At 69.1% G+C, this 19363-nt stretch carries 17 protein-coding genes; 10 read left to right on the plus strand and 7 right to left on the minus strand.

The genetic code is table 11. From position 1 onward, the window contains the following. Nucleotides 1-110 precede the first annotated feature (110 nt). Entirely contained in the window at nt 111-992 is an 882-nt protein-coding gene (locus F3J10_RS22310) for an MOSC N-terminal beta barrel domain-containing protein (RefSeq protein ID WP_025097542.1), read from the plus strand. Nucleotides 993-1055: 63 nt separating this feature from the next. On the opposite strand, the gene F3J10_RS22315 is transcribed toward F3J10_RS22310, so the two are convergent. Both F3J10_RS22315 and F3J10_RS22320 read right to left on the minus strand, forming a co-directional pair. Next, nucleotides 1056-2483: a sensor histidine kinase gene (locus F3J10_RS22315; protein WP_167243001.1), complete on the minus strand. Its 1428-nt coding sequence runs from the start codon at nt 2481-2483 to the stop codon at nt 1056-1058. Continuing rightward, the gene (locus tag F3J10_RS22320) at nt 2471-3151 is read right to left on the minus strand and encodes a response regulator (protein ID WP_025097544.1); all 681 of its coding nucleotides are present in this window, start codon (nt 3149-3151) and stop codon (nt 2471-2473) included. Before F3J10_RS22320 ends, F3J10_RS22315 begins: the two co-directional genes overlap by 13 nt. A gap of 136 nt (nt 3152-3287) precedes the next feature. Here F3J10_RS22320 and F3J10_RS22325 point away from each other — a divergent pair, with 136 nt between their 5' ends. From F3J10_RS22325 to hpaR, 5 genes are all read left to right on the plus strand, one after another. Further along, entirely contained in the window at nt 3288-4388 is a 1101-nt protein-coding gene (locus F3J10_RS22325; protein WP_167243002.1) for an ABC transporter substrate-binding protein, read from the plus strand. A 128-nt stretch (nt 4389-4516) separates the two neighbouring features. After that, nucleotides 4517-6286: an iron ABC transporter permease gene (locus F3J10_RS22330; RefSeq protein ID WP_167243003.1), complete on the plus strand. Its 1770-nt coding sequence runs from the start codon at nt 4517-4519 to the stop codon at nt 6284-6286. Beyond that, the gene (locus tag F3J10_RS22335) at nt 6279-7346 is read left to right on the plus strand and encodes an ABC transporter ATP-binding protein (protein WP_025097547.1); all 1068 of its coding nucleotides are present in this window, start codon (nt 6279-6281) and stop codon (nt 7344-7346) included. Before F3J10_RS22330 ends, F3J10_RS22335 begins: the two co-directional genes overlap by 8 nt. A 147-nt stretch (nt 7347-7493) precedes the next feature. Next, entirely contained in the window at nt 7494-8594 is a 1101-nt protein-coding gene (locus tag F3J10_RS22340) for a porin (protein WP_167243004.1), read from the plus strand. A 278-nt stretch (nt 8595-8872) separates the two neighbouring features. Further along, nucleotides 8873-9313 carry a homoprotocatechuate degradation operon regulator HpaR gene (gene hpaR, locus F3J10_RS22345; RefSeq protein WP_025097549.1) on the plus strand — a complete coding sequence of 147 codons (441 nt, stop codon included), beginning with the start codon at nt 8873-8875 and terminating at the stop codon, nt 9311-9313. 132 nt (nt 9314-9445) lie between these two features. Here the strand turns inward: hpaR and F3J10_RS22350 are convergent, their stop codons facing one another. Beyond that, nucleotides 9446-10708, minus strand: a complete 1263-nt coding sequence (locus tag F3J10_RS22350; RefSeq protein ID WP_167243005.1) for an SfnB family sulfur acquisition oxidoreductase — start codon at nt 10706-10708, stop codon at nt 9446-9448. A 339-nt stretch (nt 10709-11047) separates the two neighbouring features. Here F3J10_RS22350 and F3J10_RS22355 point away from each other — a divergent pair, with 339 nt between their 5' ends. Next, entirely contained in the window at nt 11048-11413 is a 366-nt protein-coding gene (locus tag F3J10_RS22355) for a DUF3564 family protein (RefSeq protein ID WP_025097551.1), read from the plus strand. A gap of 596 nt (nt 11414-12009) precedes the next feature. Further along, nucleotides 12010-12411 (plus strand): winged helix-turn-helix domain-containing protein, encoded by a 402-nt coding sequence (locus F3J10_RS22360; RefSeq protein WP_025097552.1) that lies wholly within the window; start codon nt 12010-12012, stop codon nt 12409-12411. Nucleotides 12412-12614: 203 nt separating this feature from the next. On the opposite strand, the gene treA is transcribed toward F3J10_RS22360, so the two are convergent. Both treA and F3J10_RS22370 read right to left on the minus strand, forming a co-directional pair. Next, nucleotides 12615-14360, minus strand: a complete 1746-nt coding sequence (treA, locus tag F3J10_RS22365; protein WP_240155679.1) for an alpha,alpha-trehalase TreA — start codon at nt 14358-14360, stop codon at nt 12615-12617. 187 nt (nt 14361-14547) lie between these two features. Then, nucleotides 14548-15177 carry a TetR/AcrR family transcriptional regulator gene (locus tag F3J10_RS22370; protein ID WP_167243006.1) on the minus strand — a complete coding sequence of 210 codons (630 nt, stop codon included), beginning with the start codon at nt 15175-15177 and terminating at the stop codon, nt 14548-14550. Between the two features lie 299 nt (nt 15178-15476). Between F3J10_RS22370 and F3J10_RS22375 the strand changes: the two genes are divergently transcribed. Together F3J10_RS22375 and F3J10_RS22380 are read left to right on the plus strand one after the other, a co-directional pair. Next, the gene (locus tag F3J10_RS22375) at nt 15477-16874 is read left to right on the plus strand and encodes an MFS transporter (protein WP_025097555.1); all 1398 of its coding nucleotides are present in this window, start codon (nt 15477-15479) and stop codon (nt 16872-16874) included. A 432-nt stretch (nt 16875-17306) separates the two neighbouring features. Further along, a complete protein-coding gene (locus tag F3J10_RS22380) occupies nt 17307-18518 on the plus strand; it encodes a crosslink repair DNA glycosylase YcaQ family protein (protein WP_167243007.1) in 1212 nt (403 codons plus the stop codon). 94 nt (nt 18519-18612) lie between these two features. On the opposite strand, the gene F3J10_RS22385 is transcribed toward F3J10_RS22380, so the two are convergent. Both F3J10_RS22385 and F3J10_RS22390 read right to left on the minus strand, forming a co-directional pair. Further along, on the minus strand, nt 18613-18831 hold the full coding sequence (locus F3J10_RS22385) for a DUF1653 domain-containing protein (RefSeq protein ID WP_025097557.1): 219 nt from the start codon (nt 18829-18831) through the stop codon (nt 18613-18615). A gap of 53 nt (nt 18832-18884) precedes the next feature. Further along, nucleotides 18885-19334 carry a GNAT family N-acetyltransferase gene (locus F3J10_RS22390; RefSeq protein ID WP_025097558.1) on the minus strand — a complete coding sequence of 150 codons (450 nt, stop codon included), beginning with the start codon at nt 19332-19334 and terminating at the stop codon, nt 18885-18887. Between the last annotated feature and the right edge of the window lie 29 nt (nt 19335-19363).

Genomic DNA, 19363 nt, shown 5'->3' on the forward strand with positions numbered 1-19363 from the left:
TGAGCGGCAGCCGGCGGCGCAAGCGCAACGCCGCCGCGACCGCGCGCCGCCGATCTGGCAAAATCCCGGATTGCCGCCCGCCCATCGCGCCCCTGCCGCGCGCCGCCTCCATGCCGACCCTCAGCGAACTGTTCGTCTACCCCATCAAATCCTGCGCGGGCATCTCGCTCACGCGCGCGACCCTGCTCGAAAGCGGCCTCGAATACGACCGCGCCTGGCTGATCGTCGAACCCTCGGGCTCGATGATCACGCAGCGCACGCATCCGCGCCTGGCGCTGGTAAAGATCGCGATCGGCGAAACCGAATTGCTGGTCGAGGCGCCCGGCATGCCGCCGCTGCGCACGCCGCTCGACGCGCTCGCGCTCGGCGACGCGCCGCGCCTGTCGGTGACGGTCTGGAAGGACAGCATGGAAGCGCTCGACACGGGCGAGGCCACCGCGCGCTGGTTCAGCGCCTTCCTCGGCCTGACGGTGCGGCTGGTGCGCTTCGCGCCCGAGGTGCGCCGCGAGGTGACCCGCAAGTGGACCGGCGAGCTCAGCACCCACACGCAGTTCGCCGACGGCTTCCCGGTGATGGTGATCGGCCAGTCCTCGCTGGACGACCTGAACGCGCGGCTCGGCCAGCGCGGCGTGCCTGCCGTGCCGATGAACCGGTTCCGGCCCAACCTGGTGATCAGCGGGCTCGATGCCTATGAAGAGGATTACGTCGAGCATCTCGACATCGAGGCCGCGAGCGGCCCGATCCGGCTGCGGCTGGTCAAGCTCTGCACGCGCTGCCCGGTGCCCGACGTCGACCAGGCGCTCGGCGGCCCGAACCCGCAGCATCCGCACGAACCGCTCGACACCATGAGCACCTATCGCGCCAGCGAACGCTTCAACGGCGAATTGACCTTCGGCAAGCACGGCGTGCTGGTGCTGGCCGAGAGCGGCGCCGGCACGCGCGTGCTGGAAGTGGGCCAGCCGCTCGAGGCGGAAATCGGCTTCGACGCCTGAGCCCGGCGCGGCCGCGACGGCACTCGCGGGACGGTTGCGCCCGCAACCACCTCGCCGATCCGGCTAGGCGGCGCCCGTGCCCGGCTCCGCCCGCGCCGGCAGGGCCGCCGGCGCGAGCGGCAGCCGCACCGTCACCACCAGCCCGCCTCCCGGCGCATCGCCCAGCGCGATCTCGCCCTCGTGCACGCGCACGATCTCGCGCACGATCGACAAGCCCAGCCCCGAACCCTCCACCGATTCCGTCGCCGAGCTGCGATAGAAGCGCTCGAATACGGCCTCGCGCTCCAGGCTGGCGATGCCGGGGCCGTCGTCGATCACGTCGAGCCGAGCCTGCCCGCCCTCCCGGCCGATCCGCACCGTGATCACCGCGCCGTCGCCGGCGTAGCGGATCGCGTTGTCGACCAGGTTGCCGATCAGGTCGGCCAGCAGATCGGCGCGCGCGACCACCTCGACGTCGGCCTCGTGCTCGAAGCCCAGGTCGATGCCGTGGGCGCGCGCCACCGGCGACCAGTCGAGCGTGCTGCTGCGCGCGAGCCGGTGCAGCGCCACGCGGCGGCGCTCCAGCGCGGCGCCGCCGTCCGATTCGAGCCGCGACAGCGACAGCAACTGCTGCACCAGCTTCGCGGCCTGCCGCACCGCCAGCCCGGCGCGCCGCAGATGGCCGCTCGCGCGCGGCGCCTCGGCGGGCCGCTGCGCCAGCTCGACGCCGGCCTGCACGGCGGCCAGCGGCGTCTTCAACTGATGCGCGGCATCGGCGAAGAAGCGCCGCCGCGCCACCTGCATGCGCTGGATGCGCGCCACGTACTGGTTGATCGACTCGACCAGCGGCGCGATCTCCCTGGGCAGGCCGTCGGCCGGCAGCGGCGCGGGATCGTCCTCGGCGCGCGCGGCTACCGCCGCCGACAGCCGCGACAGCGGCCGCAGCCCGCGCGACACGCCGAACCAGACGATGCCGAGCGCCAGCACGATCAGCAGCGCCTCCTGCTTCAGCGAGCCGGTCAGGATCTCGCGCGCCAGCGCCTGGCGCGCCTCGATGGTCTCGCCCACCAGCACGCGCACCAGGCGCGTCTGCGCGGTCGGCACGTCGTGCACCGGCAGGCGCAGCGCGGCCATGCGCAACTGCTCGCCGCGATAGGGCGCGTCGTAGAACACCGGCTGGAACGGCTCGGCATTCGCCTCGGGCTGCGGCAGGTCCGGATAGCCGGTCACGTTGCGGCCGCCGTCCTCGCGGATCTGGTAGTAGATCTTGCCGCCGTCGTTGGACTCGAACATCTCCAGCGCCAGGTAGGGCAGGTCGACGATCACCTCGCCCTGGTCCAGGCGCACGCCCTCGCGGATCGACTTCAGCGAGGAGGCCAGGGTGCGATCGAAGGCGTGGTGCGCGGCGCTCATCGCGCGCTGGTAGGTCAGCCAGGAATCGAGCGCGAGCAGCCCGAGCAGCGGCGCGAGCAGCCACAGCGCGACCTGCACGCGCAGGTTCAGGCGACGCATGGGTCCTTCGCTTCCAGCAGGTAGCCGAGCCCGCGCAGCGTGACGATCGCCACGCCGCGGCCTTCCAGCTTGCGGCGCAGCCGGTAGACGTAGATCTCGATCGCGTCGGCGTTGACCGATTCGTCGATGCCGAAGATCTTCTCCGAGAGCGCCTCCTTGTTGATCGCGCGACCATTGCGCAGGATCAGCACCTCCAGCACGGCGCGCTCGCGCGGCGTCAGCGCCAGCGGCTCGCCGGCCAGGCGAAAGCCGCCGTCGACGCTGTCGAACTCGAGCGGCCCGCAGGCCACGCGGGTCTGCTCGTGGCCGTTGCTGCGGCGGATCAGGGCCCGCGCGCGCGCCTCCAGCTCGGTCAGCTCGAAGGGCTTGGCGAGATAGTCGTCGGCGCCGAGGTCGAGGCCGCGCACGCGATCCTCGACCGAGCCGTGCGCGGTCAGGATCAGCACCGGCACCGCGTTGCGGCGCGCGCGCAGGCGCCGCAGCACCTCCAGCCCGTCGAGCTTGGGCAGGCCCAGGTCGAGGATCACCAGCGCGTAGTCCTGGGTGCGCAGCAGGTGGTCGGCGGCCTCGCCGTCGGCCATGTGATCGACGGCGAAACGCGCGGCCGCCAGCGCGTCGGTGAGCGACTGCGCCAGGGAGGGATTGTCTTCGACCAGCAGCACGCGCATCGCGACCTCGGGAAATCCATGACGAAACGGACGCTATTGTGGCCCGAAACGAAAGCAGACTGAAAGTGCCCGCCGCTTACGATCCGCGTCACACAAACGAACACAATCCCGCCCGGGGTTTCATCTGGAGGAAGACATGCAGCACGCAAAGACAGGCCGCGCGGCCGTTCTGGCCACCGCCGCCCTGCTCGCCGCCGGCGTCGCGGAAGCGCAGGTGCCGACCGGTTATCCGGGTAACTACCAGGGCGTGATCGACGCCGCGAAGCAGGAAGGCCGGCTGATCGTCTACTCGACCACCGACACCAGCCTGGTGCGCCCGCTGATCAAGGACTTCGAGAGCCTGTACGGCGTCAAGGTCGAATACAACGACATGAACAGCACCGAGCTGTACAACCGCTACATCAGCGAGAACGCGGCGAAGAGCACCAGCGCCGACGTGCTGTGGAGCTCGGCGATGGACCTGCAGATCAAGCTCGTCAACGACGGCCTGATGGCCAGCTACGATTCGCCCGAGACCAGCCACATCCCCGGCTGGGCGCAATACCAGAAGCAGGCCTACGGCACCACCTTCGAGCCGCTGGCGATCGTCTACAACAAGCGCCTGATCGCCGACAACGAGGTGCCGAAGACGCGCGCCGAGCTGATCAAGCTGCTGCAGTCGCAGCCCGAGCGCTTCAAGGGCAAGGTCACCACCTACGACATCGAGAAGTCGGGCGTCGGCTTCAACTACCTGACCCAGGACGCGCACGTCAACGAGACCGTCACCTGGGAGCTGGTGCGCGCGATCGGCGCGACCGGGCCGAAGCTGCAGTCGAGCACCGGCGCGATGATGGAGCGGATATCCTCGGGTGAGAACCTGATCGGCTACAACATCATCGGCTCGTATGCCTATGCCAAGGCGAAGAAGGACAAGTCGATCGGCTACGTGTTCCCGCGCGACTACACCCAGGTGGTGAGCCGCCTGGCCACCATCTCGAGGCAGGCCAAGAACCCCAACGCGGCGAAGCTGTGGGTCGACTACCTGCTCTCGCAGCGCGGCCAGACGCTGATCGCGAACCAGGCCAACCTCTACTCGATCCGCGGCGACGTGCAGGGCGAGACCTCGATGACGGCGCTCACCAAGTCGCTCGGCGATTCGCTCAAGCCGATCCAGATCGGCGCGGGCCTGCTGGTCTATCTCGACCAGTCCAAGCGCCTGGCCTTCCTCAAGCAATGGCAGCAGGCCATCAAGCGCTAGACGGCCGGCGCTGAACGCGGGGCATCGCCCTGCGGCGGCGCCCTCGCCTGCCCGCGCCGCGTCCGGGGGCGCGGGCGCTCCCCACCCACTTCATACGATGCGGCCCGCGCGGCCGCAGGGGCGAACTCATGCTCACCACCAGTCCTCCCGGTGCCGCCGACACGGCGCCATCCACGCGCGCCGGCGCCGCGATTCCCGCGCCGCGCCGCGGCGGCCTCAGGCCGCTGGCCGGCATGCTGCGCTGGCTCGTGGTCGCGGTGCTGACCGTCGCGGTCGCGCTGCCGCTCGGCTTCATCCTGTTCCAGAGCCTGCTGTCGGCGCCCTTCTTCGACGCCAATCGCAGCTTCGGCCTGGACGGCTTCCGCTTCATCTTCAGCGATCCCGACTTCTGGTCGGCGGTGCGCAATTCCTTCACGATCGCCGGCGGCATGCTGTTCATCTCGATCCCGCTGGGCGGCATCCTGGCCTTCCTGATGGTGCGCACCGACCTGCCGGGGCGCCGCTGGCTCGAGCCGCTGCTGCTCACGCCGGTGTTCGTCTCGCCGATGGTGCTGGCCTTCGGCTACGTGGTGGCGGCCGGGCCGGTGGGCTTCTACTCGGTCTGGTTCAAGGAGCTGACGGGCCTGCAGACGCTGCCCTGGCAGATCTACTCGATCGCCGCGATCACGCTGATCGTCGGCCTGACCCACGTGCCGCACGTCTACCTGTATGCCTCGGCGGCGCTGCGCAACCTCGGCTCGGACGTCGAGGAAGCCGCGCGCGTGACGGGCGCGCGGCCGTTTCGCGTGGCGCTCGACGTGAGCCTGCCGATGACCATGCCGGCCCTGCTGTTCGCCGGCGTGCTGGTGTTCTTCCTCGGCTTCGAGGTGTTCGGGCTACCGCTGGTGCTGGGCGATCCGGAAGGCCACCTGGTGCTGGCCACCTACCTCTACAAGCTCACCAACAAGCTCGGCGTGCCGTCCTACCACCTGATGGCGGCGGTGGCGATCTGCATCGTCGCGATCACCTTCCCGCTGGTGCTGCTGCAGCGTCGCCTGCTCAGGAGCGCGAACCGTTTCGTCACGGTCAAGGGCAAGGCCGGGCGCGCCACCGTGCTGCCGCTGGGCGGCTGGCGGTGGCTGGCGCTGGCGATCGTGATCGCCTGGCTGGCGCTGACCGTAGTGGTGCCGATCTCGGGCATCGTGCTGCGCGCCTTCGTCACCAACTGGGGCGAGGGCGTGGCGCTGGCCGAGGTGCTCACGCTGGCCAACTTCGTCGAGCTGTTCGAGCAGGACAACCTGGTGCGCGCGATCCTCAACACGCTCGGCATCGGCGTGATCGGCGGCGCGCTGGCGATCGGCTTCTACACGCTGGTGGCCTTCGCCGGGCATCGCCGCCACGACTGGGCCACGCGCCTGCTCGACTACCTGGTGCTGCTGCCGCGCGCGGTACCGGGGCTGCTGGCGGGCCTGGCCTTCCTGTGGATCTTCCTGTTCGTGCCGGGCCTGCGCGAGCTGAAGAACTCGATGTGGAGCATCTGGGTGGCCTACACCGTGGTCTGGCTCGCCTACGGCATGCGCCTGATCCAGAGCGCGCTGCTGCAGGTCGGCCCGGAACTGGAGGAAGCCGGCCGCAGCGTCGGCGCGAGCCGCGCGCGCGTCTCGCTCGACGTCACCCTGCCGCTGGTGCGCTTCGGCCTGCTGGCCGCCTGGCTGCTGATCTTCATGATCTTCGAGCGCGAATACTCGACCGCCGTCTACCTGCTCTCGCCGGGGACCGAGGTGATCGGCGCGCTGCTGGTCTCGCTGTGGGCAACCGGCGCCGTCGACCAGGTGGCCGCCCTGTCCGTCATCAACATCGCGATGGTCGGCGCCGGTCTCGGCGTGGCCTTGCGCTTCGGAGTCAAACTTCATGGATAAGCTCAGCGTCGACGATCTCCATCTCAGCTACGGCAGCAACCCGATCCTCAAGGGCGTGTCGTTCGAACTGAAGGCCGGCGAGGTGGTCTGCCTGCTCGGCGCCTCGGGCAGCGGCAAGACCACCCTGCTGCGCGCGGTGGCCGGCCTCGAACAGCCGCATGCCGGCCGCATCACGCTCGATACCCGCGCCTTCTTCGACGGCGCGCGCGGTCTGAACCTGCCGGTCGAGGAGCGCTCGCTCGGGCTGGTGTTCCAGTCCTACGCGCTGTGGCCGCATCGCACCGTGGCCGACAACGTCGGCTACGGCCTCAAGCTGCGCCGCGTGTCGGCCGCCGAGACGCGCCAGCGCGTGCAGGCCGCGCTCGACCAGCTCGGCCTCGGCCATCTCGCCGGCCGCTATCCGCACCAGCTTTCCGGCGGCCAGCAGCAGCGCGTGGCGATCGCGCGCGCGCTGGTCTACAACCCGCCCGTGATCCTGCTCGACGAGCCGCTCTCGAACCTCGACGCGAAGCTGCGCGAGGAGGCGCGCGCCTGGCTGCGCGAGCTGATCGTCTCGCTGGGGCTGTCGGCGCTGTGCGTCACGCACGACCAGGCCGAGGCGATGGCGATGTCGGACCGCATCCTGCTGCTGCGCAACGGGCGCATCGAGCAGGAAGGCACGCCGGCCGAACTCTATGGCGCGCCGCGCACGCTCTACACGGCCGAGTTCATGGGCAGCAACAACCGGCTGGAGGCGCGTGTCGAGGCGGTGGCCGGCGAGCGCGTCACGCTGGCCGGCGAGGGCTGGCAGTTGCAGGCGCTGGCGCGCGAGGCGCTCGCGCCGGGCCAGCCGGCGCAGGCGGTGATCCGCCTCGAACGCGTGCAGGTGGCCGACGCGCCCGGCGCGAACCGCCTGCCGGCCGAGCTGGTCACCTCGATGTATCTCGGCGATCGCTGGGAATACCTGTTCCATTGCGGCGCGCTGCGGCTGCGCGCGTTCGGCCAGGTGCCGCGCGCGGCCGGCCCGCACTGGCTGGAGTTCCCGGCCAACGACTGCTGGGCCTTCGCCTCGGCGGGCTGAGGCCTCACCCGCCTCGCTTCAGGCTGCCGGCCCGGCAGCCGTCGTCCGCGGGACGATCGAGCGCGGTCCTTCACGAGCCACGTCGCATCGCCCGCTCTTATCGCAGTCCTCACCAATCGATAACAACCAGACTGGAGACATCACCGCATGAACCCGCTTTTCCGTCCGCTCCATCGCCGCCCGCCCGCGCCGCTGGCCGCCGCCATCGCCGCCGCGCTCACGCTGGCCCCCTGCGCCGCGCAGGCCGCCTCCTCGGTCACCCTCTACGGGATCATGGACGCCGGCCTCGAATACACCAGCCACGCCGCGCCCCAGGGCGGCGACAGCTTCAAGCTGCGCTCGGGCACCAAGAACACCTCGCGCTGGGGCCTGCGCGGCGTCGAGGACCTGGGCGGCGGCCTGCAGGCGGTGTTCCGGCTCGAGAGCGGCATCGACATCGCCAACGGCACGCTCGACGACGGCGCCGATTCGATCTTCGGCCGCCGCGCGGTGGTCGGCCTCAAGGGCAAGTGGGGCGAGCTCACGCTCGGGCGCAACTTCACGGTCACCTACGACTACGTGCTGCCCTTCGACCCGATGGGCTACGCGCAGAACTACTCCTGGGCGACCAGTTCGACGGCCAGCGGCAACCGCAAGGACGGCCTGTTCACGCGCGCCTCGAACGCGGTGCGCTACGACGGCGAGTTCGGCGACTTCCGCTTCGGCGCGATGGTCGGCCTCGGCAACACGCCGGGCAGCGTCAAGACCAGCTCGAAATACGGCGTGGCCGGCGGCTACGAGCATGGCCCGTTCGCGGCGGTGTTGACCTTCGACCGCCAGAACGGCGCCAACGACAGCGTGCTGCCGGCCGACCCGGTCAACTATGCGCAGCAGATCCACGCGGCGCTCAGCTACGACTTCGGCAAGCTCAAGACCATGGCCGGGTATCGCAACTACCGCCGCAGCCTGCATGCCGGCGACGTCACGCAACTGAGCGACACCTACTGGCTGGGCGGCGCCTACCAGTTCACGCCGACCTTCACGCTGATCGCCGCCGTCTACCACCAGGACCTCAAGGGCGGCACCGACGCCGACCCGACCCTGGTCTCGCTGCGCGCGAACTACGCGCTGTCCAAGCGCACCGTGCTGTTCGCCTCGGGCGGCTTCGCCTTCGCGCGGCACGGCCAGAACACCAGCGTGTCGCGCGACCTGGTCGGCTACGCGAGCAACCAGGTGGGCGCCACGCTCGGCATCCAGCAGCGCTTCTGAGCGATGCGCCCATGAGGTGCCGCCGAGGCGCCGCCAAAGCGCACGATCGTTCGCGGAAAAACGCGGCGGCCTTCACGGCCGCCGCGTTTTTTTTGCCGGATCCGTAAAGCCGGCCTCGTAAGCACAACGAAAACCTTTAACAATGCTTGCTGCGATCTGATGAATCCATTCACGAATCCGCGCACAAATACACACGAATTTCATCAAACCGGGGTGCCTCGGAAACATATCCTCCTGTTAAGATTGTTTCCCTGCCTGCAACACCCGAATCGATTTACATGAATCGCACGATTGACCATCGCAATCTGACGATGCTGCTGCTCGAGGCTCGTGAGACGCTGATCGGACGCTTCCGCCCGATCCTCAAGGAAGTCTCCCTGACCGAGCAGCAGTGGCGGATCATCCGCCTGCTCGATGGCGAGCCGAAGGGCGAGCTGGAAGCCGGGCAGATCGCGAAGCGCTGCTGCATCCTGAGCCCGAGCCTGACCGGCGTGCTCGAGCGGCTCGAACGCGACGGCATGATCACGCGCATGCGCTCCACCGAGGACCAGCGCCGCCTGCTGGTCGCGCTGACCGAGCGCAGCCGCCAACTGGTGCGCCGGATCGGGCCGCGCATCGACGATCAATACCGCCAGCTCGAACAGCAACTGGGCTCGGATACGCTGCGCGACGTCTACTCCGCGCTCGACCGCCTGCTCGAAGTCGCCTCGCCCAACTGAGCGCGCGGCACGCGCCGCGATCCGCTCCCTTCCCCGCCCGCGCCTCGCCGGGCCGCCGCACGATTCCCCGCCCGCTTCCGCTGGACCGACGAGTCTGTTCGTCATGACGCGATGCCGTCGCGCGCGGCTTCGTCAATTCCAGGCGTGACGCGCCGGCTTCACGCCGTTCAGGTAGTAGTTGCCGACCAGGTGATACTTCCAGCGCACCGGATCGTGCAGCGTATGCGTGCGCGCATTGCGCCAGTGACGATCCAGGCCGTGCTCGGCCAGCGTCGCCTGGGTGCCGGCCAGCTCCAGCAGCTTCTCGCCGGCCAGCAGGGCCGCCTCGGTGGTCAGCACCTTGGCCTCGCCCACCGCCACCGAGGCGCGCGCCACGTCGTCCTCGCTCACCTCGCCGCGCGCGGCGATCTCGTCGAGCGTGCGCGCCGCGCGCTCCAGCAGCGCCTCGGCCGCGTGCAGGCGGATCACCAGGTTGCCGGTCTCGCGCAGCGTCAGCGGATCGTCGGCGGCGCGCTCCACGCCGCTGTCGACCCAGGCGCGCGAGCGCTCGCGCACGAAGCGCAGCGTGTCGTCGAGCGCCGCGCGCGCGATGCCTGCGTCGATCGCGGCCTGGATGATCTGCGAGATCGGCCCGTTCAGGGTCGGCTGATCCGACACGCGCTGCGCCGGAAATACGTGCGAGGCCGGCACCCGCACGTCCTCTAGCCTGACCGTGCCGCTGGCCGTGGTGCGCTGGCCGAAGCCGGACCAGTCGTCGATCACCGTGAGGCCCGGCGTGTCGCGCGGAATGTAGGCGAGCCAGGCCTGCCGTTCCTCGTCGAGGCCGAGCACCGGCACGTAGTGGGCGAACAGCGCGCCGGTCGAGTAGAACTTGGTGCCGTTCACGCGCCAGGTCTCGCCCTCGCGCACGATGCGGGTCTTCAGATCGAGCACGTGCTTGGTGCCGCGTTCCGAGAAGCCGTTGCCGAAGCGGCGGCCGGCCAGCACCTCGGCGAAGAAGGCGCGCTGCTGCGCCTCGCTGCCGGTCAGCGCGATCACGTCGACCAGGCCGTAATGGTTCTGCGGCAACTGGCCGAGCGAGGGATCGGCCGCCGAGATCAGCTTGACCACCTCGGTCAGCGTCACGAAGGACACGCCCGCGCCGCCATGCGCCTTCGGCACCGTGATCGCCCACAGCCCCGATTGCGAGAACCACTCGATCTCCTCGCGCGGCAGGCGCCGCTCGCGGTCGCGCTCGATCGCGCCGGCCGCCAGCCGCGCGGCCAGCTCGCGCGCCACCGCCAGCGCCTCCTGGTCGGAGGCGATCACGTGGGCGCGCGCGGCGGTGGACGCCGCCGGCGTGGCGGCGGCCGTCGCGACGTCGGAGGTCGGGGTGGTGGCGTCGAGGGTGGACATCGGCATCTCCGTGCAGGGAATCGAGGGGAACGAAGCGACAGGCAGGCGGCCAATCTAGCAATCGCGCCCGCGCCGCCCAAGCGATCGATTCGGGAATCGATATTCCCGCGCGTGAGCTCGCCGTGACACACCAGTCATCACACCTCTTCGCGCGACATGATCCACCCGATAAGGCACGAAAATGCGCAAACGATATCGCTCCCGAGGCCGATGCAGCGAACCTATGACGGCCGCATGCCCAGTGCGGCAATTTTATTGCGCACCCATCTTGTGTTTAGCTGGGAGACCTCTAGACTGTTTACTTCCCGCCTTCATCCATGCCATCCAGGAGACGATTCCATGCGCCTCACGATACGGATCAACGCAAGCAGCCAAGCCACCTCGCGCCAAGCCTCGTACGCGGTGCTGTGGGTCGACACCGACGAGCAGCTCTGGTCGCGCGAGGCGCATCAGGGCATCGATCTGCCGCAATGGGGGAAGGTGAAGCATGTCGAGGGCGCGGTCGCGCTCTGCGCGGCCGACGGCGACGAAGCGCTGTGCCGGCTTCAGGGCCTGTCGATCGATCGCGTGATGGGCGTCGCCGCCGATGCCGGCCAGGGCACCGCGCTGCTCGGCAGCAGCAGCTCCGACGGTGCATGGCGCCTGCAGGCCGTCGATCGCTGCGCGACGCAATCGGAAAACCGCGGCTTCACCGTGGTTCGCTGAAGTTACTCGCTGGTGTTCTTCGCTGAAGTTGCATGAGCGGCGCGTTCGCCGGCTCACTTCCAGCGAGCGGCTTCGAAGCCCTCACCTGCCGATCATCAAGGCGCCCGGCGCAATGCCGGGCGCCTTTCTCTTGCGGGCCAGGTTCGCATGCGGCGCAAGCCGCGCCTTGGCGGATCCAAAGCCGGCCCGGCGAATCCCGGGCTGCCCCAGCTTCCTCGCTCTCGCGCCACCGCCTTCGGTCCCTTGTCGGGCGGCCCTGAGCCGATCCTCGATCGTTCCGGGCGGAAATTTGCACACCTCATACCAATTCGCGCAAACGTTTCGCTCGATGCAACGTTCACGTTCCTTGACGTTACGTCACAGGGGAACAGCGCCGTAACAATTCGCCCCTTGCTACGTAACAGACTGCCGAGCGCGCCATGCAGGCCAACGCGAAGCCCACTTCACGTTTCCGAAGCCACCCCGACAATTCCTTTTAAATCAGATGCTTGCGAAAAATTCCCAGTCGACTCCGCCGAACCTCGCACGCTGGCCCGCTTATTGCAGAGTAGAGGGCGTTCCGCTCCGGGGCCATCAGACTAATTGCGAGGACCATCATGGATTGCAAGTATCTGTACATCGACAACATAAAAATCAATTTCATCCGCCGCTCGATCGAGATCGAGGGCCAGCAGGTCGACATGACGCCGCGCGAATTCGACGTGGTCGAATTCCTGCTCGACAACATGAACAAGATCGTGCCGCGCCAGGCCATCCAGGAAGCCGTCTGGGGCCGCGAACTCGGCGTCTCGTCGCGCACGCTCGACACCCATATTTCCCGCATCCGTTCGAAGCTCAAGCTCGACAACGACAAGAACATGCGGATCATCCCGATCTACTCGATCGGCTATCGGCTGGTGCTGTTCGGCGCGGCGATGACGCATGTCGAGCCGCACGACGAACCGACGCTGCGCCGCAGCCCGCAACCGGGCGCGCCGCTCACGCACGCCTTCGCCTGAGTTCCACCGGCCGACGCGCGCGCCGCTCGCGGCTCGCGCGTCGATCGGCCAGGACTTCGCGATGCCGCCCGGCGGCATCGCAACCCCGCCGCCTCACGGCGACTGCCTCGCCATCGATGCCTGTGAACGCAACCCGGCCGCGACGGATCACGGGCGCCGACGCAAACGTTGGCCGGCGCCCTTCTCCTCCCTCCAGCCGCCGCTCACTGCCCGTAACGATCGAGCAGCTTCGCGGTCACGCCATTGGTCCAGCCGAAGCCGTCCTGCAGCGGGTACTCGCCGCCGCCACCGCCGCCCACGCCGGAGCCTTCCACCACATACTTCTCGACCAGCTTGCCCTCGCTCGCGTAGACGCCCTTCACGCCCTTCAGGAAGCGCTGGCCGATCTCGTCGGCGAGCGGCCGTTCGCCGTAGCGCGACAGCCCCTCGATGGCGATCCACTGCAGCGGCGCCCAGCCGTTCGGCGCGTCCCATTGCTGCCCGGTGTTCTGCGTGGTGGTGGCCAGCCCGCCCGGTTGCAGCAGCGTGTCGCGCACGTGCTGGGCGGTCGAGATCGCATGATCCGGCGTGGCCACGCCGGCGAACAGCGGGTACAGCGCGGCCGCGGTGAGGCCGTCGCGCGGCTGGCCGAGCTGCCAGTCGTAATCGCCGTAATAACCGTTCGCGTTCCACAGCCAGTGATTGATCGCCGCGTCGCGGCGCGACGCGCGCGCCGAGAAGTCGGCCACGCAGGCCGCGTCGTGCGTGACCGTGCAGCCCGTCACGATGGTTTTCTCGAGGTGGTACATCAGGCTGTTCAGGTCGATCGGCACGATCGCGGTGGTGCGGATGGTCGCCAGCGTCTTGCCGTCGCCGAGCCAGCGCGAACTGAAATCCCAGCCGCTCTCGGCGCCCGCGCGCAGGTCGCGCCAGACTTCCGGAGCCGGCCGGCCAGCCGCCGACTTCGCGGTCTGCACGTCCTCCAGGTAGGACTCGTCGCGCGGCGTCGCGCTCGCATCCCAGTAGCGGTTCAGGACCGCGCCGTCGGGCATCGTCACCACGTGCGCGGTGGCCGCGCCGCGCGCCGTGCCGGTCTCGCCCTGCATCCAGTACGCGTATTCCCTGCGCAGCGCCGGCAGGTATTTCTGATAGACGCCGTTGCCTTCCTTCTCGGCGGCCAGCTCCACCATGTAGGCGAAGAACGGCGGCTGCGAGCGGCTCGCGTAGTAGGTGCGATTGCCGTTCGGCACATGGCCCACGGTATCGATCAGGTGCGCGAAGTTGTCGAGCATGTCGTCGACCAGGTCCTCGCGGCCGGCTTCCTGCAGGCCCAGCATCGTGAAGTAGCTGTCCCAGTAGTAGCCCTCGCGGAAGCGCCCGCCCGGCACCACGTAGGGCTTGGGCAGCGTGATCAGCGAGCCGTTGGGCGAGGCGCCCTCGGTGGTGCGCGTCAGGTGCGGCCACAACCAGTCGATGTGCGCGCGCAGCGTCTGGTTAGCCGGCGGCGTGACCACCGCGTCGACCGGCGGCTTGAAGTGCTGGGTGACGAAGTCGCGCAGCGAGAAGCCCGGCGCGTCCTTCTGCTGCGCGTAGAGCCGCATGATGGTAGCCGCGTCGGCATCGGGCGTGGTGTCGACGAAGGTCTTCTGGTCGGGATAGATCTGCTGGGTCTGCACGGCGGTGAACAGTTCGCCGTACAGCTCGCTGGGCGGCGGCAGCACGCCGCTCGGGCGCGTCTGCGGCGGCGCGGCGGCATCCTCGCCGGGGCGTACCACGGGCTGCGTGTCGGAGCAGGCCGGCAGCGAGATGCAGGCGGCGGCCAGCACGAAGGCGAGGCTGGCGCGGCGGCGCAGCGTGCGCGGCAGCTTCGGTCGGCGCGCGACGGCGTTCGCGGCGAAATGTTTCGCTGTGCGATCGAATGCGGCTTCCGGAGAAGGGTTCGACTCGTGTCGGGCTGGAATGACGGCCATCTTCGGTCCTTTGTTATGAATTCCGGGAATCCGATGATGCCCGAGGCGGGCGCGGGCCGCGCCGGCAGTTCTGCGAGCTTGTCAGGCGAAACGATGCCGTGCCTGGCCTCGTGAACCGCGCGGCGCGAGCAGGCGTCATGCCTTGCGCGCCGCCCGCGCTGGCCGGGTCAGGTGCCTGGCTCGTGCCTCACAGGCCCGCCTGCCCGGGCTCCGCGCGCAGATAGGCGAGCACCGCCCGCAGCGCGCGCCGCTCCAGCGCGTCGGCATCGGTCTCGCCGGCCTCGCCCGCCATGTCGGTGATGCCGCGCACCATCGCGAGCACATCGCGTGCCGCGACCTCGGGCGCCGCGAGCGGCGGCGCATCGGGCTTGCCGAACGCGATCGCGATCGCTTCCAGCCCGCGCGCGGCCACGTAGCCCACGCGGCCCTCCACCGGCAGCCGCCGCTCCTCCACGTCGATCAGCCGCGCCAGCGCGGGACGGCGCAACTGGTGCGCGACGGCCGCCCGCACCATCGCCGCGAGGATCGAGGCGCAATCGGGCAGCTCGATCGCGCGATCGAAATCGGCGAGCAGCGCGCCGGTCTCGCGCTCGATCAGCGCGGCCGTCAGGGCATCGCGATTCGGGAAGTACTGGTAGAGCGAGCCGATGCTGACGCCGGCGCGCGCGGCCACCGCATTGGTGGTGTAGGCATCGAGCCCCTCGCGCTCCAGGATGCGCGCGGCGGCCTCGACCAGCGCCTCGACGGTGGCCGCCGAACGGCGCTGGACCGGCGCCTTGCGCGGCGTCACGTGGTTCCTGGCGGGGGATTTCGTCATGGGCGGGATGCAGGGCGCTTCGAATATGAGCGAACGCTCGTATTCTAAACGGTTGGCTGCAACCTTCGCGAACGCGATCGGCGACGGGTGGAAATCGATGCGCACGCATCCACGACATGGCGTTCCATGCGCCACGCGAACGCGAGCGCGCGACACGCCCCCGAACCCGCCACGCAGTACGCGACGCGTTCGGCGGCGATGCCTCCAGATGCGCTCAGATGCTCGAACGGGAACGGTTCCGCTAACGCCGGCAGAGGGATCGATGCAATAATGTCGGCTTTGCCGCGCGTCGATCCCCAATGCCGCTCGCAGTCCATCCGTTCATCGCACCGCTGATCGTCGCCTGCGCGTTGTTCATGGAGACGGTGGACGCCAACATCATCGTCACCGCGCTGCCCGCGATGGCACGCGCCTTCGGCCACAACCCCGTCACCCTCAATATCGCGATCACCGCCTACGTGGTCGGGCTCGGCGTGTTCATCCCGATCTGCGGATGGCTGGCCGACCGCTACGGCGCGCGCACGGTGTTCCGCACCGCGATCGGCATCTTCGTGGTGGGCTCGCTGATGTGCGCGGCCTCCACCAATCTCGAGCTGTTCACCTTCGCGCGCTTCGTGCAGGGCGTGGGCGGCGCGATGATGGTGCCGGTCGGGCGCATCATCATCTTTCGCGCGGTGCCGCGCGCGGACCTGATCCGCGCCATGAACTACCTGAGCCTGCCCGCCTTGTTCGGCCCGGCCGCGGGGCCGCTGCTGGGCGGCTTCCTCACCACCTACCTGCACTGGCGCCTGATCTTCTTCATCAACGTGCCGATCGGCATCTACGGCATCTACCTCGCCAACAAGTACATCGCCAACACGCACGAGGCGAACCCGGGCCCGCTCGACTGGTTCGGATTCCTGCTTTCCGCGGCCGGCGCCTCCTTGCTGCTGATGGGCCTGACCATGCTCGACGGCGCGCTGATCAGCCCGCGCGACGCGGTGCTGATGTGCGTGGCCGGCGCGCTGCTGCTGGGCGGCTACGTGCTGTACGCGCGGCGCGCGACGATGCCGGTGCTCGAGCTGCGCTTCCTGAAGATCCCCACCTTCAACGCCAGCGTGATGGGCGGCTCGCTGTTCCGCATCGGGCTCGGCGCGGTGCCGTTCCTGTTACCGCTCACGCTGCAGGAAGGGCTCGGCATGAGCGCCTTCGATTCGGGGCTGATCACCTGCGCCTCGGCGGTCGGCGGCACGCTCTCGCGGCTGCTCTCGCAACGCCTGCTTCGGCAGTTCGGATTTCGCCGGGTGCTGATGGTCAATGCCGCGCTGGCGGGCCTCGCGATCGCGATGTACGGCACCTTCTACCCGGGCATGCCGGTATGGGTGATCTGGGTGATCGTGCTGGTCGGCGGGATCTTCCCCGCGCTGCAGTTCACCAGCCTCAACTCGGTGATCTACGCCGAGATCCAGCCGCGCGACATCGGCCGCGCCACCAGCCTCGGCAGCGTGGTGCAGCAGATGTCGCTGGGCCTGGGCGTGACGGTGGCCGGCATCGTGCTGCACCTGTCGGCCGCGCTGCGCGGCCACCCTTCGGTGCAGTGGTCGGATTTCTGGCCGGCCTTCCTGGTGGTGGGGCTCTGCTCGTTCGCCTCGATCCCGATCACGCGGCGCCTCGCGCCGAACGCCGGCGACGAGATCGCGCGCGGCAAGCGCGGCTGAGCACGCCGATCGCATCGGCGGATTCGAATTCAGGCGGGAAAGAGGCGGCGCGGCGGACCTGGAAAAAACGGCTCGCGCAAAAAAGAAATCGGCGGACATCCACATCGGGCCTGGAGAGCCGTTCGGATATCCGCCGAATGATTCCGGGTGCTGCGACACAGTCACGTTCCCCGGATTCACTCCCTGCGTGCCATTGACATATGTTGCGTCGGGAGCAAAACCAGCGCCGATCGAATCGCGATCCGGGGGAATCGCGGCCGTCACGGCATGAACGTCACTATAGGGAAACTCGATTCGGACGTCTGTCAACGATTGTCAGATCCGATGCCGCAAGCATGTCGCGTCTTCGCGCCCCTGCCGCCGCGTCGACGGCAACGGCGGCCATCGAATCGCGCTACAGTGACGGCTTCCGTCCCCGCCCCGCGCACGCCCGTGACCACCCTCCCGCTCTCAGCCGCCCGCTCCCTGCACCTGGCCGCGCAAGGCCTGCTCGCGCCGCCGCGCCGCAAGGCCGTGAAGGCCGACGTGCTGGATGCGATCCGCCGCATGGCGCAGTTGCAGATCGATACCATCCACGTGGTGGCGCGCAGCCCCTACCTGGTGCTGTTCAGCCGCCTCGGCCCCTATGAGCAGCGCTGGCTCGACGAGCACCTGGCCGAGGCCAGCCTGTTCGAATACTGGTCGCACGAGGCCTGCTTCCTGCCGATCGAGAGCTTCGGGCTGATGCGCCACAAGATGCTGAACCCGGCGGGAATGGGCTGGAAATACGCGGCGGACTGGCACGAGCTGCATCGCGAGTCGATCGACACGCTGCTCGCGCGCGTGCGCGACACGGGCCCGGTGCGTTCCTCGGACTTCGCGCGCGAGGACGGCGCCAAGGGCTCGGGCTGGTGGGACTGGAAACCCGAGAAGCGTCACCTGGAGGTGCTGTTCTCGACCGGGCAACTGATGGTGGCCGCGCGCCAGAACTTCCAGCGCATCTACGACGTGCTCGAACGCGTGCTGCCGCATTGGGACGATGCACGCGACCTGCCCGCGCGTGACATGGTGCTGCCGCAACTGCTCGAGCAGACCTGCCGCGCGCTCGGCGTGGTACGCGCCGACTGGGTGGCCGATTACTATCGCCTGCCCAGGCGCGCCTATCGCGACGAACTGCATGCGCTGGCCGACGCGGGCCAGTTGCTGCCGGTGACGGTGGAAGGCTGGAAGGAACAGGTCTTCGTGCATCGCGACCTCGAGCCGCTGCTCGCGCGCGCCGCCGACGGCACGCTGCGCTCCTCGGTCACCACCCTGCTCTCGCCCTTCGACCCGGTGGTGTGGGACCGGCGGCGCGCCTCGGCGCTGTTCGACTTCGACTACACGATCGAGTGCTATACGCCGGCGGACAAGCGCCGCTATGGGTATTTCTGCCTGCCGATCCTGCATCGCGGCCGCCTGGTGGGCCGCGTCGATGCCAAGGCGCATCGCACGCAGGGCGTGTTCGAATTGAAGGCGGTCCACTTCGAGCCGCAGGTGCGGCTCGGCAGCGGGCTAGCCGGCGACGTGGCCCGCGCGATCGGCCGGCTCGCCGATTGGCACGGCACGCCCGAGCTGGCGATCGGCAACGCGCCGCGCGAGTTGAAGGCCGCGCTCGCGGCGCGCTGAAAAGGCTCGCAGCAGCGAGTCGGCATCACGACGCGTTCCTCGCCGGGCCAGCCTGGCCGATAGGGTCCGCGCCGCTCGCGCGCTCATCGGATCTTCAATCGCGCAGCTTGCGAAAGCGCGGCGTGCCGTCTTCCAGCGTGCCGTGGAAGTTGTCCTCGGGACGCGCGCGCAGGCTCGGCTCGTGCGGCCAGACATGCTCGTAGATCACCAGCGCCTCGTCGGTTTCGGAATGACGCGCGACGCCGATCACGCGATAGAGGCCGCCCTTGTAGTGGCGGTGGGTGGCAAGCTGTTCGGCTTGTTGTTCGGTCAGGTCGCTCATGGCGGGCTCCGCGTGCAAAGCGCGTATTGTAGGCGCCCGCGCGCTCAAGCCCGGCGATACACCTCGGGCCGATGCAGCTCCATCCAGCGCTCGGGATGCGCGGGCGCGACGAAGCCCACCGGCGCATAGAGCCCGTGCGCGTCGCTCGTCACCAGCGCGATGCGGCGCAGGCCGCTCACGCGCGGATCGGCGAAGACCTGGTCGATCAGCGTGCGCGCATGGCCCTGCCCGCGATGCTCGGGCAGCACGAACACGTCGCAGAGATAGGCGAAGGTGGCCAGGTCGGTGACGAGCCGCGCGAAGCCGACGAAGGTTTCGCCGAGGAAGGCGCCGAAGCAGAGCGAGCCGTCGATCGACTGCTGCACCACCTCGCGCGGGATGCCGAGCGACCAGGGCGCGTGGTCGTGCAGGAAGGCGTGGATCGCGTCGACGTCGAGCTCGCGCTTGTCGGTCGAGATGCGCAGCGCGCCCGGCCGGGTTTCGGGTTGGGACATGGGTCGAATCCTTCGTGGTCCTCGATAGG

Origin of the sequence: Burkholderia sp. Cy-637 (assembly GCF_011753175.1) — a bacterium.
Classification (GTDB): Bacteria; Pseudomonadota; Gammaproteobacteria; order Burkholderiales; family Burkholderiaceae; genus Burkholderia; species Burkholderia gladioli.